This is a genomic window from Bacillus sp. XF8, from assembly GCF_017498755.1.
GTDB classification, from domain to species: Bacteria; Bacillota; Bacilli; order Bacillales; family Bacillaceae_G; genus Bacillus_A; species Bacillus_A bingmayongensis.
The window spans coordinates 45,410-59,834 of sequence record NZ_JAGDQK010000005.1; the positions used below are offsets into that span (position 1 = coordinate 45,410).

General features: G+C 37.4%; 14 protein-coding genes and 2 riboswitches. Of the genes, 4 read left to right on the forward strand and 10 right to left on the reverse strand.

Translation table 11 applies throughout. From position 1 onward, the window contains the following. Positions 1–18: 18 nt before the first annotated feature. Positions 19–3,420 (reverse strand): methionine synthase, encoded by a 3,402-nt coding sequence (gene metH / locus J4P91_RS05575; RefSeq protein ID WP_207993203.1) that lies wholly within the window; start codon positions 3,418–3,420, stop codon positions 19–21. After that, on the reverse strand, positions 3,420–5,252 hold the full coding sequence (locus tag J4P91_RS05580; RefSeq protein ID WP_207993204.1) for a bifunctional homocysteine S-methyltransferase/methylenetetrahydrofolate reductase: 1,833 nt from the start codon (positions 5,250–5,252) through the stop codon (positions 3,420–3,422). Before J4P91_RS05580 ends, metH begins: the two co-directional genes overlap by 1 nt. Before the next feature lie 70 nt (positions 5,253–5,322). Continuing rightward, positions 5,323–5,433, reverse strand: a riboswitch (SAM riboswitch). Positions 5,434–5,829: 396 nt separating this feature from the next. Continuing rightward, positions 5,830–5,942, forward strand: a riboswitch (SAM riboswitch). A gap of 70 nt (positions 5,943–6,012) precedes the next feature. Between J4P91_RS05580 and J4P91_RS05585 the strand changes: the two genes are divergently transcribed. Then, a complete protein-coding gene (locus J4P91_RS05585) occupies positions 6,013–7,125 on the forward strand; it encodes a methionine biosynthesis PLP-dependent protein (RefSeq protein WP_207993205.1) in 1,113 nt (370 codons plus the stop codon). Next, the gene (gene metC / locus J4P91_RS05590; RefSeq protein WP_207993206.1) at positions 7,122–8,285 is read left to right on the forward strand and encodes a cystathionine beta-lyase; all 1,164 of its coding nucleotides are present in this window, start codon (positions 7,122–7,124) and stop codon (positions 8,283–8,285) included. The genes J4P91_RS05585 and metC overlap by 4 nt, the downstream gene beginning before the upstream one ends. Before the next feature lie 48 nt (positions 8,286–8,333). Here the strand turns inward: metC and J4P91_RS28765 are convergent, their stop codons facing one another. Both J4P91_RS28765 and J4P91_RS05595 read right to left on the reverse strand, forming a co-directional pair. Next, positions 8,334–8,522 (reverse strand): hypothetical protein, encoded by a 189-nt coding sequence (locus J4P91_RS28765; RefSeq protein ID WP_243763729.1) that lies wholly within the window; start codon positions 8,520–8,522, stop codon positions 8,334–8,336. A gap of 42 nt (positions 8,523–8,564) precedes the next feature. Next, complete coding sequence (locus tag J4P91_RS05595) at positions 8,565–9,179, reverse strand: MBL fold metallo-hydrolase (protein WP_243763730.1); 615 nt, start codon at positions 9,177–9,179, stop codon at positions 8,565–8,567. Between the two features lie 338 nt (positions 9,180–9,517). Between J4P91_RS05595 and J4P91_RS05600 the strand changes: the two genes are divergently transcribed. Further along, a complete protein-coding gene (locus J4P91_RS05600; RefSeq protein WP_000894376.1) occupies positions 9,518–9,808 on the forward strand; it encodes an ArsR/SmtB family transcription factor in 291 nt (96 codons plus the stop codon). 149 nt (positions 9,809–9,957) lie between these two features. Here J4P91_RS05600 and J4P91_RS05605 read toward each other — a convergent pair whose 3' ends face one another. Together J4P91_RS05605 and J4P91_RS05610 are read right to left on the reverse strand one after the other, a co-directional pair. Then, the gene (locus J4P91_RS05605; protein ID WP_207993207.1) at positions 9,958–11,070 is read right to left on the reverse strand and encodes a class I SAM-dependent methyltransferase; all 1,113 of its coding nucleotides are present in this window, start codon (positions 11,068–11,070) and stop codon (positions 9,958–9,960) included. Between the two features lie 8 nt (positions 11,071–11,078). Then, complete coding sequence (locus J4P91_RS05610) at positions 11,079–11,708, reverse strand: MBL fold metallo-hydrolase (protein WP_207993208.1); 630 nt, start codon at positions 11,706–11,708, stop codon at positions 11,079–11,081. 169 nt (positions 11,709–11,877) lie between these two features. Here J4P91_RS05610 and J4P91_RS05615 point away from each other — a divergent pair, with 169 nt between their 5' ends. Beyond that, a complete protein-coding gene (locus tag J4P91_RS05615; protein ID WP_000524848.1) occupies positions 11,878–12,051 on the forward strand; it encodes a DUF2759 domain-containing protein in 174 nt (57 codons plus the stop codon). A 133-nt stretch (positions 12,052–12,184) separates the two neighbouring features. On the opposite strand, the gene glcK is transcribed toward J4P91_RS05615, so the two are convergent. The 4 genes from glcK to rpmG all read right to left on the reverse strand — a co-directional run bounded on the left by glcK (position 12,185) and on the right by rpmG (position 14,380). Beyond that, complete coding sequence (glcK, locus tag J4P91_RS05620; RefSeq protein WP_207993209.1) at positions 12,185–13,165, reverse strand: glucokinase; 981 nt, start codon at positions 13,163–13,165, stop codon at positions 12,185–12,187. A 20-nt stretch (positions 13,166–13,185) separates the two neighbouring features. Then, positions 13,186–13,386, reverse strand: coding sequence for a YqgQ family protein (locus J4P91_RS05625; protein WP_016116335.1), 201 nt, complete (start codon positions 13,384–13,386; stop codon positions 13,186–13,188). A gap of 101 nt (positions 13,387–13,487) precedes the next feature. Continuing rightward, positions 13,488–14,066 (reverse strand): 5-formyltetrahydrofolate cyclo-ligase, encoded by a 579-nt coding sequence (locus J4P91_RS05630; RefSeq protein WP_207993210.1) that lies wholly within the window; start codon positions 14,064–14,066, stop codon positions 13,488–13,490. A 164-nt stretch (positions 14,067–14,230) separates the two neighbouring features. Continuing rightward, positions 14,231–14,380 carry a 50S ribosomal protein L33 gene (gene rpmG / locus J4P91_RS05635; protein WP_001265618.1) on the reverse strand — a complete coding sequence of 50 codons (150 nt, stop codon included), beginning with the start codon at positions 14,378–14,380 and terminating at the stop codon, positions 14,231–14,233. Between the last annotated feature and the right edge of the window lie 45 nt (positions 14,381–14,425).

Here is a 14,425-nt window from a genome sequence, read left to right on the forward strand (position 1 = left end):
ACGCCTCCCCCTTCTACACTATAGTACACTAAAATATCGTGCTTCGGGGTGAGCAAATACCATCGCCGTTACAGATGCTTCCGGCTCCATCATAAATCCTTCTGTTAGTGAGATACCGATTTCCTCTGGCTGAATTAAGCGAAATAGTTTTTCTTGATCAGCAAGTTCTGGACAAGCCGGATAACCAAAAGAAACGCGAATTCCTTGATATTTTGTACGGAAGCGCTCTTCCATCGTCATCTCCGGTGAATCTGGAATTCCAAAGCGATCACGAATTAACATATGTGTTTTCTCAGCGAGTCCCTCTGCTAATTCCAGCGCTAATGATTGAATCGCATGACTGCGCAAATAATCTCCTTTCTCCTTCCACTCATCCGCAATATCACGAACACCTTGCCCCACTGTAACAGATAAAAAGGCAACATAATCCATTTCATCACCGACAGGACGCAAGTAATCCCCTAAAGTACGGTACGGTGCTTTCACTTGTCTTGGGAATGAAAAACGCTCTAATACACGTGTATGATCTTCTGGATCATAAATAATGATAGTTTGTCCATCACTTTGAGCAGGGAAAAATTGATAAACAGCTTTTGGACGCAGCCAAGATTGACCTTCTTGTAATAGTTCATCAATTAAATTGTTTAATTCATGCGCCCGCTTATCTCCTTCCTTAAGCAGTTTTTTCACATTTCCTTTTAAACCAAGATGATGTCCAATTAACATTTGTCTGTTTAAAAATGGTGCAAGATGTGAAACTGGGATATCACGAAGTACGACCCGCTTTGTTGAGTCTGGTATCATAACCTCCGCTGGCGCCAACGGTTCGATTACAGCTGGCAGTTCCGCTTTTTTCTCCTCTTGTTTCACAACAACATGAAGATGACGATTCTTTTTTTCCTGCTTCATTTTTTCTCGTTCTTCTTCTTTTTGTAGTCGATTAATAAGATCAAGTCCTGTCATCGCATCGCTTGCATATAACACGAGTCCATTATAAGAAGGTGAAATACGGTTATCTGTAAACTTTCTTGTCAATGCCGCTCCACCTACAACAATTGGAATATCAATATTTGCTGCTTGCAAATCTTCAGCAGTCGCTACCATTTGTTGCGCCGATTTTACTAATAATCCAGAAAGTCCGATAATATCTGGTTTCTTTTCTTTTACCTCTTGAACAATGCGATCAGAGCGGACATTGATTCCTAAATTGACAATATCATAGCCATTGTTAGATAAAATAATTTCTACAAGATTTTTACCAATATCATGTACATCACCTTTTACAGTTGCTAGTAATACTTTTCCTTTTTTCGCACTATCACTAGATTCCATATAAGGCTCTAAATACGCAACAGCAGATTTCATACTTTCTGCACTTTGTAATACTTCAGCAACGATAAGCTCATTGTTATTAAACAAACGACCTACTTCGTCCATTCCGGTCATAAGCGGACCGTTAATAATATCAAGCGGCTTTCTTTCTTCTGTAAGCGCGAGACTTAAATCTTCCTGTAATCCTTGCTTTGTTCCTTCTACAATATAATTTGCTAACCTTTCATCAAGCGTTAATGTTTCTTGTATGACCACTTCTTTTTTCTTCGCAACCCGGTAAAAGTTCGTAAATTCTTCTAGTGTTTCTTTCGTTGTTTCGAATAATAGTGCATCTGCAAGTTCCTTTTCCTCTTCTGGAATGGATGCATAGCGTTCTAGTTTTTCCGTATTAACAATCGCGTAATCAAGTCCAGCCTTTGTTGCATGATATAAAAAGACAGAGTTTAGCACTTCACGACCAGCCGGCGGCAAACCAAACGATATATTACTTACTCCTAAAATCGTTAAGCACTCTGGCAAAGCTTCTTTAATAAGACGAATTCCTTCTATTGTCGCTTTCGCAGAGCCGATATATTCTTCATCACCAGTTCCTACCGGAAAAACGAGTGCATCGAAAATAATATCCGATGGACGTATACCGTATTTCTTCGTTAATAATTCGTAACTTCTCTTTGCGATTTCTAATTTTCTTTCAGCGCTAACTGCCATGCCATCTTCATCAATCGTCCCAACTACAATTGCGGCACCATATTTGTGGATAAACGGTGTCACTTTCTCAAAACGCTCTTCTCCGTTTTCTAAATTAATAGAGTTAATAACACCCTTTCCTTGTATATAAGTAAGAGCTTTCGCCATTACATTTTCATCCGTTGAATCAATCATAATTGGAACCTTTAATACTTTCGTAACCTCCGCTAAAAAGTTTTCCATATCTTCCACTTCATCACGGTCAGGATCCGCCATACAAATATCAATAATATGAGCATTTTTCTTCACTTGCGCCCTTGCAATTTCAGCAGCCTCTTCAAAGTTCCCTTCTGCTACTAACCGTTTGAATTTGCGTGACCCAATCACATTCGTTCTTTCACCAACAAATAACGGTCTCATAGAATCATCATATTGCAATGCTTCTAAACCACTAATCCCATGACCTTCTCGCTCATGATTCTCACGTGGCCTGAGAGACTCAAGTGAAGCTTTTATCGCTCTTATATGATCAGGCGTCGTCCCGCAGCAACCACCAATAATATTAATCCACCCTTCTGCAGCAAACTGTTTCACCTTTTCTGCAAGTGAAGTTGGTGATTCATGATAATGTCCATCCTCGTCTGGAAGACCAGCATTTGGATAACAAGAAATATAACACTCTGAGAGATCCGATAAAGAACGGATATGTTCGCGCATAAATTCTGGTCCTGTAGCACAGTTTAAGCCGACAGATAATGGTTCCATATGCTCAACTGATAAATAAAATGCCTCGATTGTTTGCCCTGCTAAAGTCGTTCCCATTGGTTCTATCGTTCCTGAAATCATAAGCGGAACCGTATGATTCGCTTCCACAAATGCTTGCTGAATCCCTAAATACGCCGCTTTCACGTTACGCATATCTTGGCTCGTCTCTACAAGCAATACATCAACACCGCCCCGTAATAAGCCCCGTGCTTGTCTAGTATAAGCTTCAATTAGTTCTTCAAATGTTACCCCCCCTGTTACACTGATCGCTTTTGTCGTTGGCCCTATCGCACCTGCTACATATACTTCTTTACCGCTCTCTTTTACCGCTTGTTTTGCTAGAAACGCCGCTCTTTCATTTAACTCCTCATCTAAATGAGACAGCTCATAATCATGCAGTACGATATTCGTAGCACCAAACGTATTTGTTTCGATAATATCCGCACCCGCTTCAATATAAGCTTTATGGATACCTAAAATAACATCTGGCCTTGTTTTTACTAAATATTCATTACACCCCTCGTATTCTTCGCCGCCAAAATCTTCTGCAGTTAAATCCGCCTGCTGAATCATCGTTCCCATCGCGCCATCTAATATTAAAATATCATGTTGTAATCTTTCTTCTATTAGTCTCATCAGTTGATTCCCTCTTTCACTTCTTGCTTTTCTTTCACATACTTAACGAGATTTTCTGTAATTTCATATTTTAAAAATGGTGTAATGAGATAAATACCATTAAAGTATTTCATCGCGGCATCAATTAATTCTTGTGAAATATGAATTCCTTCTTCAATTGCAGACTCCTGTGTTTCATGCCCATCCATTCTCTGTCTTACTTCCTCAGGCAATGTAATGCCTGGCACCTCAAAATGAAGAAAATCAGCATTACGCTTACTTACTAAAGGCATAATTCCAATAAAAATCGGCTGTTCTAAATGCTTTGTCGCCTGGTATACTTCTTCAATTAAGGCTATATCGTAAATTGGCTGTGTTAAGAAATACTCCGCACCAGCTGCAACCTTTCTCTCCATTCGCTTCACCGCTGCTTTTAAATGTCTCACGTGAGGATTAAAAGCTCCTCCAACAGAAAACCTTGTCGCAGGACCGATGGACTTTCCTAAAATGGATCGACCATCATTCATTTCTTTAATCATTTTAATTAATTCAATAGAAGACATATCATATACAGAAGTCGCTCCTGGGAAATCTCCAACTCGAGCTGGATCACCTGTTAAAGCTAATACTTCTTCCATTCCTAAGGCTGATAAACCAAGTAGATGAGATTGCAAACCAATGACATTATGATCACGGCACGTTAAATGCGTCAGTACTGGAATATCATGCTTCGTTAATAATGCCCCCATTGCCATATTTGAAATACGTGGGGATGCTAACGAGTTATCTGCTAATGTAATAGCATCTGCTCCCGCTCTTTTTAACGCCCTTGCCCCTTCAAAAAAGCGCTGTGTATCCAATGTTTTTGGTGGATCTAGCTCAACAACAACTGTCGTTTGCTTCTTTGCTTTCTCCGCGAGCGTAATATGAGTGCGAGAACGTTTTGTTTGTGTATGAATCACTTGCGGTCTGTGCACGATTTGCTTTTCTGTAACAGGCGTTAGGTTGGCGATTCCACGTTTCATCCCTTCGATATGCGCTGGCGTTGTACCACAACACCCCCCAAGTAGCCGAATCCCCTGTTCAATAAACTTCGGTGTCATTGCTTCAAAATAAGCAGGACTCCCTTCATATACGTAGCGCCCTTCCACATAGTTTGGAAGACCTGCATTAGGATAAGCTGACAAATAACCGTTCTTTGGAATCGATATCATCTTGAAAGCTTCCGTCATATGAAGCGGTCCTAGCTGACAGTTTAAGCCGACTATATTTGCACCGTAATCTAAAAGCCGCGTTAATATTTCATTTACATCATTCCCATTTTGAGTTGTGCCAGCTTCATGAAGCGCTAGCTGCGCAATAATTGGAATATCCGTTTGCTTCCTTAGCACTTTCACTGCATGTAGTAATTCAAATTCATCATAAAAAGTTTCAAGTAATAGCCCATCCACATGTTCTTCTATTAATGCCCCAGCTTGCTCAAGCAACATAAATTCCCGTTCCATGTCAGTCGTTGTGACCGCACCGATATGTTTCATCCCACCAATTGTCCCTAAAATAGCATTCTTATCTGTCACAGCTGCTTTCGCCAATTTTACCGCCGCTCTATTAATTTGAACAACCTGATTTTCTAAGCCATATGTACGCAATTTTGCTTCATTTGCACCATACGTATTTGTTTGAATCACATCTGCACCAGCAGCTATATATTGTTTATGGATAGATATAATTAAATCTGGATCTGATAGATTTAATTCTTCAAAACTACTTTGCAAACCATGAGAATGTAATAACGTACCAACTGCTCCATCACCAATAACAATTCCTTTTGATAATAAATCTAGAATTTTCACTTATCTCCCTCTTTTCTATTAATATAAAAATCCCCTCTTCACCTTGAAGAGGGGGACATCATCAATCCTCCTCTTATCATGCAAAACAAATTGTTTTGCAGGTATTAGCACCGTTTCAAACATTTCGTTTGAAGGTTGCCGGGTTTCACAGGGCCTTTCCCTCCACCGCTCTCAATAAGAGTTTGTCTTTATATTTTTTTATGTAATTAAAAGGAAATACGTTCCCCTTTTATATAAATCCAGTTTGATTCTTCAACATATAAGTCGCTGCCACGAAGAACAAAAGGTGACCTACACTCGTTTTCTCTCTTTGTTTTAACTTCGCATGGAGCAAGAAGAGGATGTGACAGCTTCCATGCATAGACGGATGCTCTTCTCACCTAAAAAGAAAGGTTGTATGCCGTTTTTTTAATTTGTATTTATATAGCAAACTTTGTTAATTTTTTCATAAATTTAGCATGAGATAGACTAAAAGTCAATGGAATTAACAGAAAAATAAAAAATATTTAAAATAAAGTTGCAATTCAATCATTTTTTATTGTAAAGTTAAAAACATAATAAAATTTCATACAAATTATTCTTATCTAGAGAGGTAGAGGGACTGGCCCTATGACACCTCAGCAACCATTAACACGTTCGTTAATAAGGTGCTAATTCCAGCAAATTGTGAAAAGATTTGACAGATAAGGAGAAGACTATATTTACATGAAAGCCTTCTTCTTAGAAGGCTTTTTTTATTTTTATCAAGGAGGAATTTCACATGTCAACAATCGAAACAAAACTAGCTCAAATCGGCAATCGAAGCGAAACTACAACAGGAACGGTTAATCCCCCTGTTTACTTTTCAACGGCTTATCGTCATGAAGGAATTGGAAAATCAACAGGTTTTGATTATTCACGAACTGGAAATCCAACACGTGGTCTTTTAGAACACGCAATTGCCGATTTAGAAGAAGGCGAACAAGGCTACGCCTGTAGTTCTGGAATGGCAGCTGTTCTTCTTGTTCTTTCTTTATTCCGCTCTGGAGATGAACTTATCGTATCAGAAGACTTATACGGAGGAACCTATCGTTTATTTTCGGAACATGAGGAAAAATGGAATATTCGATGTAGATACGTAGATACACAATCTATAAAACAAATAGAAAAAGCTATCTCTTCTCAAACAAAAGCTATTTTTATAGAAACACCAACTAATCCATTAATGCAAGTAACAGATATTACAGCTGTAGCAGCCGTCGCAAAAAGACATGGATTACTTTTAATTGTCGATAACACTTTTTACACCCCATACATCCAACAACCGTTAACTGAAGGCGCAGATATTGTGCTTCACAGTGCGACAAAGTATTTAGGTGGTCATAATGATGTCCTAAGTGGCCTAGTCGTTGCAAAAGGCCAGGCACTTTGCGAAGAACTTGCTCACTATCATAACGCTGCTGGTGCTGTATTAAGTCCATTTGATTCATGGTTATTAATTCGCGGTATGAAAACATTGGCTCTTCGTATGAAACAACATGAAGAAAACGCAAAGAAAATCGTTTCTTATTTAAAGGGGGAGGACGGTGTAACCGATGTTTTTTATCCAGGAAGGGGCGGCATGATTTCGTTTCGCCTTCGCGATGAAAAATGGATAAATCCTTTCTTACAATCTTTATCGCTAATTACCTTTGCAGAAAGCCTTGGCGGAGTTGAAAGTTTAATGACGTATCCAGCAACACAAACACATGCAGATATCCCAGAAGAAGTGCGTACAGCACGCGGTGTATGTAATCGTCTCCTTCGTTTCTCCGTCGGCATTGAAAACGGGGAAGACTTAATTCAAGACTTAAAACAAGCAATTAAACATGTGAAAGAAGGTGTAAAAATATGAGTTATTCCTTAGATACACTCTTACTTCATAACCAATATAAACATGACCCACGAACAGGTGCTGTTAACGTTCCCATCTATAATACATCAACATTTCATCAATTTGATGTAGATACATTTGGAAAATACGACTACAGTCGATCCGGTAATCCAACGCGAGAAGCACTAGAAGATATTATTGCTTTACTAGAAGGGGGAACAAAAGGATTTGCCTTTGCATCTGGAATCGCAGCAATTTCCACTGCCTTTCTTCTTTTATCACAAGGCGATCATGTTCTTATTTCTGAAGATGTATATGGAGGGACTTATCGCATTGTAACAGAAGTTCTATCTCGTTATGGGGTTTCACACACATTTGTTGACATGACCAATTTAGAAGAAGTAAAACAAAATATTAGACCGAACACAAAAGTCTTTTACGTTGAAACACCATCCAATCCATTATTAAAGGTAACCGATATTCGCGCTGTTTGCGAATTAGCAAAATCCACCGGTGCACTTACATTTGTTGATAACACATTTTTAACACCGTTATTCCAAAAACCAATTGAACTCGGAGCGGATGTTGTACTTCATAGCGCGACAAAATTTATTGCGGGGCATAGTGATGTTACAGCTGGATTAGCGGTTGTAAAAGATGAGGAACTCGCTAAAAAACTCGGCTTCTTGCAAAATGCATTTGGCGCTATATTAGGACCACAAGATTGTTCTCTCGTTCTTCGCGGCCTGAAAACATTACACGTGCGTCTCGAACACTCAGCAACAAATGCAAATAAAATTGCACATTACTTACAAAAGCACTCAAAAATTCAGAATGTGTATTACCCTGGATTAGAATCACACCTAGGCTATGACATACAACAATCACAAGCACAATCTGCCGGTGCTGTTCTATCTTTCACGCTGCAATCTGAAGATGCGCTGCGACAGTTTTTATCTCAAGTTAAACTTCCTGTATTTGCAGTAAGTCTAGGAGCTGTGGAATCCATCCTTTCCTACCCTGCAAAAATGTCACATGCAGCATTATCACAAGAAGCACGTGATGAAAGAGATATTTCTAATTCATTGCTCCGTTTATCAGTTGGCCTTGAAAATGTAGATGATTTAATTGCCGATTTTGAAAATGCACTTTCTTATGTCGAAGAACCTGTGAATGCATAATGATAATCTTAAATAAAATATAAAAAGAACCTAATTTTTAGGTTCTTTTTATATTTCCATTTGCATCGTGTCATGCGCAAATATAATATCGAGTCCATTTTTCTGAAGATCCATTGCGATTCCACGTAGTTCGTCATGGCCAAGATTATCAACTTCTTCAATATGCGTAATAATTGTTTTCTTTGCTCTTAGTTTTTTCACAACTTCTAAAGTTTCTTCAAACGTCGCTTCTCGCATTCCCTCAATGTACGCACGTTCAAGTAACCGCTTTTTTGTTTTTCAGCTAAATTCAACCATACCCATTGGTAAGATTGCTAAATCTAAATTTCCTATTAAATGTGTCGGTGGTTCCCATTTATATAGCTCATCAGGTGCAATTAGTATTTTCTTTTCATTTTCTTCTAATAGGAATGCATAGACATATTCTTCATGTAAACGGAATGGAGTAACTTTAATATTGTTCTTAATAAAAGAATGCCCATCTTGTAAAACTTGAAGATCTATCCATCCTTGTTGATGCATAAATTGTAAATGATCCCATGAACCTAAAAATTGTTTCATATCCTTAGCCACTTGTTCCGGTAAATAAACTGTTGTTTCCCAAGCTTTCTTTGTTTCAAAAGCCATTGTTTCCCAAATTCTTCTCCCCATCGTATGATCAGGATGCCAATGTGAATAAATTCCCGCTTCCACTCTTTGAATATGAGCTCGCTCTAATTGCAGACGTATTTCCTCTGGTGTGTCAATCAACAAGCTAAGATCATGAATAAACACACTCGGTCCCATTCGGCTATATGGGACACCTTTTTCACGAGCTTCTTTACACACTTTACTATCGCTCCCCGGTCTTGGGATAGGAATAGCTCCACCTGTTCCTAAAAATTCAATCTTCATGTTATCCCTTCTTTCTATCAAAAATTTCTATTCTATATAAAAGTGCAAAAACCTTTTTCTCATTATTTTAAAAATTTTGTATATTTATTTGAAAGAACAAAAAAATCATGATAAAATCGTGTTATAAATGTATCTGTATCTTTAAACATATTGTAATTTTCATCAAAAAATATCTTGTTACAAAACGTACAAATTTTGCAAAGTTATTTACATCACGTTCTCTTTTCTTACAATTTCTTTACTTTAGAACATTTTTTCTGCAACAACTATTTTCTTTTCTTTAGATTTTTGGTATGTATAGTATGGGTATAACAGCTCGCATGGAGGTGGAAAAAAACATGTTAGAAACCTTTCAAAAGGAATTAGAACTATACGAAAATAATGCAGAATTATTGAAAGTTCTTGCTCACCCTGTTCGTTTATGTATCGTAAAAGGTTTAATCGAACGCGGTCCAAGCAATGTTTCGACAATGTACACAGGCTTAAATATGCCACAATCCACAATTTCACAGCATTTAGCGAAATTAAAAAGCGCTAAAATTGTTTCTAGTGAAAGAAAAGGATTAGAGATTTACTACAAAGTAGAAAATGAAACAATCATTCAACTTGTTCGTGTATTACTAGGTTAGGGGTAACCAAAAAGAAAAGAGCGTATTCTATATTTTTTATCTCATATCTTTAATATAAATATATATCATGAGAGAAAATATACAATACTACATATCCTAAAGTCGTATCAAAAAAACAAGACGCAGAATCATTCTGTGTCTTGTTTTTTCTATATAGGTAAATACTGCTTTACATCAAAATGTAACATTCCTTTTTTTTGCATAACAACATCAAAAGCATCGCTCATCCCTCCATGTAAAATCATAGAAAGAATCGCCCTGTTTTGTTTCTGTTTCTCAGAAAAAGGATCGGAATCTTGATGACTAGCAAGCTGTTCTAATATACCTGCCGCAAGCAAAAATTCCCTTTGTTTTGTATGCCACACTGTATGTAAATTGTTCTCTTCTCCTATTTCCTTCAATTCATCCCAATGAATATGTGTTGTTATATCCATTTCACCTGGATACTTCAGAGGGTTTCGAATGAGCCTATGGTTATAATACCCCCTTAGACTCCCTTCATGGCGCGCAGGATGCATCCACTCTGCCTTTGTATATCCATAATCCACCGTGATGAATAAGCCTTCCTTGAGCCACCTTGCAACTTCTTGCACATAGATTTCCATTGCTATTGGCACTTCAAATCGCTGCCCTTCAGAAAGCTGAATATGACGTCTCCGGAGATAACTACTTATTCTTTCTTCTATCGGTCTTAATACTTCTATAAGCTTTTCTTCATCTGTATACGTAATCCGTACTTCATACAAAATGCCATCTCGCTTCTCAAGCACTTTAACAGGAAATGCATCAAACAATTCATTTGAAAAAACAACTCCTGTAAAAGACTCACCTAACTCCTCATAGGATTTATACTGCGAAACATTTTGAAATGACTCAAGTTGACGTTTTTGTAACTTTCTATGGAAAGGACTCACTTCAATAATAGAATACTGTAAATCTGCAAAAGTCTCCGGAGATAACTGCCTCCATTCTTGTAAAACAGCATAGGCAAATCTCCCTGTTCCTCCACCAATTTCACAGATGTTTGGAGGGATTTCTCCATTTTGGGCAAGACGAATAAAAAAACGTGCGAATGTCTTTGCAAATACAGAAGAAATATTGCTACTCGTAAAAAAGTCACCATTCCTTCCAATCTTCTCACGTTCTTTCATATAGTATCCGCACTCCTCATCATATAGTGCAAGGTTCATGTATGTGCTATATGAAATCGAATAATCCTTTTCTTTCTCCATCCATTTTCTTAAAATGAACTCCATCCCCATATAGCTCCTTATTGTAAAAATGGATTATTTTCTTTTTCAAAACCAATATTTGTTTCTGGTCCATGTCCGCATAATACTGCTGTTTCATCTGGCAGTATAAATAATTTTTCTTCAATGCTTCCAATTAATTCTGCAAAACTTCCGCCTGGTAAATCTGTTCGACCAATACTCATTTGGAATAATACATCACCTGAAAATACAGCATTTGCCTCTTTACAGTAATATGAGATACTGCCTGGAGAATGTCCTGGCGTCTCAAACATTTCAAATGTAAAAGATCCAATTGTTAATGTTCCTTCTCCTTCAATAATTTCATCAGCTGGTTTCGCTGTAATGCTTCGATTCATCATAAAGATTTGTGAGCCATTTACAGTGGCATCTCCTAGCCAATCTGCTTCCACTTTATGCACATATACTGGAATACTGAAAGCATCTCGCACTGCGTCAACTGCACCAATATGATCAAAATGAGCATGCGTTAATAAAACTGCTAATGGCTTCAATTGCTCTTCTTGCAAATACGTTACAAGTTTCTCCCCTTCACTACCTGGATCAAAAATAATACATTCTTTTTGATCATTGCTTAAAATGTATGCATTTGTTTGTAATGGCCCTAATGGCATTTGTATCCATTTCATTTTTAAATCTCCTCCAGTTGTTGAACTTACTTTTATGATACAACATTTCTTTCCCTTAGGAAAAGAAACGATGCTGTCTCGACAATCATTTCTAAAACATGTACAATAAAAAAGAAGAAATATTGCAAAAACTCAAACGAAAGAATGAGAGAGCAGAGGGGGATCATATATGGGTCTTGTTATCATTTTTGCGCTAGTCACTCTGTTAGCTGTATTCGCAACTCTTAGAACGTTACGTGAAAAAAATCTACTTGCGGGCGGCTTTGCCATTGCAACCGTACTTGTTTTCGGATGGTTTACAATTATGACTGTCCTTAATAGCGGGTACCCACCTGCTACTTAATTTACTTACCGTTCTATTCTTCATCAAGATTTTGCATAAAAAGAGGAAGGGGTCTCCCTTCCTCTTCTTATTATCATGCAAGTATCAGTAGTCGCACCTTCATTTCGATTCGTCCTCACTGATTACCTTCTTTTTACTTGATAACCTCATATTTATGCTTCTTCACAAGCCAAGCTCCGCCAATTACACCTGCATCATTACCAAGTGTTGCAATCGCGAGCTTCGTGCTCTTAACAGCACGTGAAAATGCATATTGTTCAAAATAGCGCTGAATTGGTTGTAACAATGCATCACCAGCTTTTGATACACCACCGCCAATTACAATCTTTTCTGGATTTAACGTACTAGAAAGGTTTGCTACAGCTAGTCCTAAATAAGAAGCTACTTTTTCTACAACTTGCCCCGCTAAAACATCGCCTTGTCCAAGTGCTTCAAACACATCTTTAGATGTAATACCTCCCTCTTCTTCTAACATAGAGCGAAGTACACTTGGTTCATCTGAATTTTGTAATTTTTGCATAGCGACACGTACGATACCTGTTGCAGATGCTACTGTTTCCAAACATCCAGATTTCCCGCAATTACAAGGAAAGGCATTTTCTGTTACGACTGTAATATGTCCGATTTCACCAGCAGCACCGCTTACACCGTGCACGATCTCACCATTTGCAATTACACCGCCGCCAACACCAGTTCCAAGTGTCATACAAACTAAATCTTTTGCTCCTTCACCAGCACCTTTCCACATTTCGCCAAGCGCTGCTAAGTTTGCATCATTATCAACTACAACAGGTAATCCTGTTTCTACTTCTAATAAATCTTTTAATGGATAATTTTTCCACCCTAAATTAACTGCTTCATAAATCATACCAGAAGCGACATGCACAGGCCCAGGAGCACCCATACCAATACCAATTAACTTACTCTTTAATTCTCCTAGTTCCTCTAACTTTTTATCAATTGCTTTCGCTACATCTAATGTAATATGTTTACCTTGCTCACTTGTATTCGTTGGGATTTCCCACTTATGTAAAATTTCACCGTACACATTAATAAATGCTAATTTAATCGTTGTCCCGCCAAGGTCAACACCAACTAACCACTTTTCTTCCATTTTTGCTAACCTACCTTTATCTAATTCTTGCTCATCTCTTTTTGAATCTCTTGCTTCAATAAAAATAAAGCTGTTTGATAGTCTTTTGGCTCAATCAGCTGTGATTGATTTAATTCACGCAATTCATCTTGCATTAATTGTAAATCAGCGATTCGATCACCTGTGTAAATGATTGTTCCAAATTTTTTTAGCAATTGCTGAATATCATAAATTGATATCATTTCATCACCCTCTATGTCCACTTATTATGGAAATATAATAAGAAAACGTTCACATATTTTATTATAATAAACAAGAAAAAGTCTCGTCAATTTTTATTTGTCTATACAAGTCCATTTTGAACAATTGTTTCTTTTTCTGTAATAATTTTTTGTACATTTTGATCAAATGACTCTGTTGGGATATAACTCACAATTTGAAAACCAAAAGCTAATGATAGCGTTTTCCCTTCATACTGCACAAGATAACGATCATAATAACCACCACCGTATCCAATGCGTTCCCCTCGTCTTGTATATGCAACTCCAGGTACAAAAAGAAGATCAATTTCATTTGCCTCTGCTTCTACTGTTAGCGCAGGAATGGGTTCACGCAAGCTCATATATACTGTTTCTAATTGATCAAAATTTGTAATTTGACGAAAGGTCATCGTTCTTGTCTCTCTATTACACTTTGGCACAACAACTTTTTTACCTTCTCGCCATGCTTGTTCGATAATTACATATGTATTGACTTCATGTTCCATCGAAAGAGTAATCCCAATTGTTTCCGATTCTCTCCACTCTTTTTGTTCATATAAAGAAAACACGATTTGTTCTGATAAAGTTTTGTGCTGTTCTTTCGATAAAGAATTCATTTGTTCTACTATTTTCTTACGTAAACGTACCTTCTCCTCTTTCACACGCTTTTCCCCCTATAAAGTGATCTTTACTTAGTTTAAAATTATAATCGCAAAAATGAATTACGTTCTTGTGAACAGTTTATCATTTTTTTCATGTATCATCACTTTTCAATCAGGGTTATAACCATAGTAAAAAAAGAAACAGTAGGAAATATTCCTACTGCTTACTTTGTTTCACGGTGTAACGTAGACTTCTTGTCACGCTTGCAATACTTTTTAAGCTCAAGGCGCTCCGTGTTGTTACGTTTATTTTTCTTTGAGATATAGTTACGATCTCCGCATTCTGTACATGCTAGAGTAATATTCACACGCATTCTTATTTCCCTCCAGTCACTAATAACTTAAATCAGACTATACTA

Excerpts from the sequence above, each read along its gene's own strand:
- J4P91_RS05625 (WP_016116335.1), bottom strand. The coding sequence starts at position 13,386 with ATGATATCAATTTATGATATTCAGCAATTGCTAAAAAAATTTGGAACA.
- J4P91_RS05610 (WP_207993208.1), bottom strand. The coding sequence starts at position 11,708 with ATGAAATGGATACAAATGCCATTAGGGCCATTACAAACAAATGCATAC.
- metH (WP_207993203.1), bottom strand. The coding sequence starts at position 3,420 with ATGAGACTAATAGAAGAAAGATTACAACATGATATTTTAATATTAGAT.
- J4P91_RS05615 (WP_000524848.1), top strand. The coding sequence starts at position 11,878 with ATGGGTCTTGTTATCATTTTTGCGCTAGTCACTCTGTTAGCTGTATTC.
- J4P91_RS28765 (WP_243763729.1), bottom strand. The coding sequence starts at position 8,522 with ATGCGAGAAGCGACGTTTGAAGAAACTTTAGAAGTTGTGAAAAAACTA.
- glcK (WP_207993209.1), bottom strand. The coding sequence starts at position 13,165 with ATGGAAGAAAAGTGGTTAGTTGGTGTTGACCTTGGCGGGACAACGATT.
- J4P91_RS05600 (WP_000894376.1), top strand. The coding sequence starts at position 9,518 with ATGTTAGAAACCTTTCAAAAGGAATTAGAACTATACGAAAATAATGCA.
- J4P91_RS05585 (WP_207993205.1), top strand. The coding sequence starts at position 6,013 with ATGTCAACAATCGAAACAAAACTAGCTCAAATCGGCAATCGAAGCGAA.
- metC (WP_207993206.1), top strand. The coding sequence starts at position 7,122 with ATGAGTTATTCCTTAGATACACTCTTACTTCATAACCAATATAAACAT.
- J4P91_RS05605 (WP_207993207.1), bottom strand. The coding sequence starts at position 11,070 with ATGGGGATGGAGTTCATTTTAAGAAAATGGATGGAGAAAGAAAAGGAT.
- J4P91_RS05595 (WP_243763730.1), bottom strand. The coding sequence starts at position 9,179 with ATGAAGATTGAATTTTTAGGAACAGGTGGAGCTATTCCTATCCCAAGA.
- rpmG (WP_001265618.1), bottom strand. The coding sequence starts at position 14,380 with ATGCGTGTGAATATTACTCTAGCATGTACAGAATGCGGAGATCGTAAC.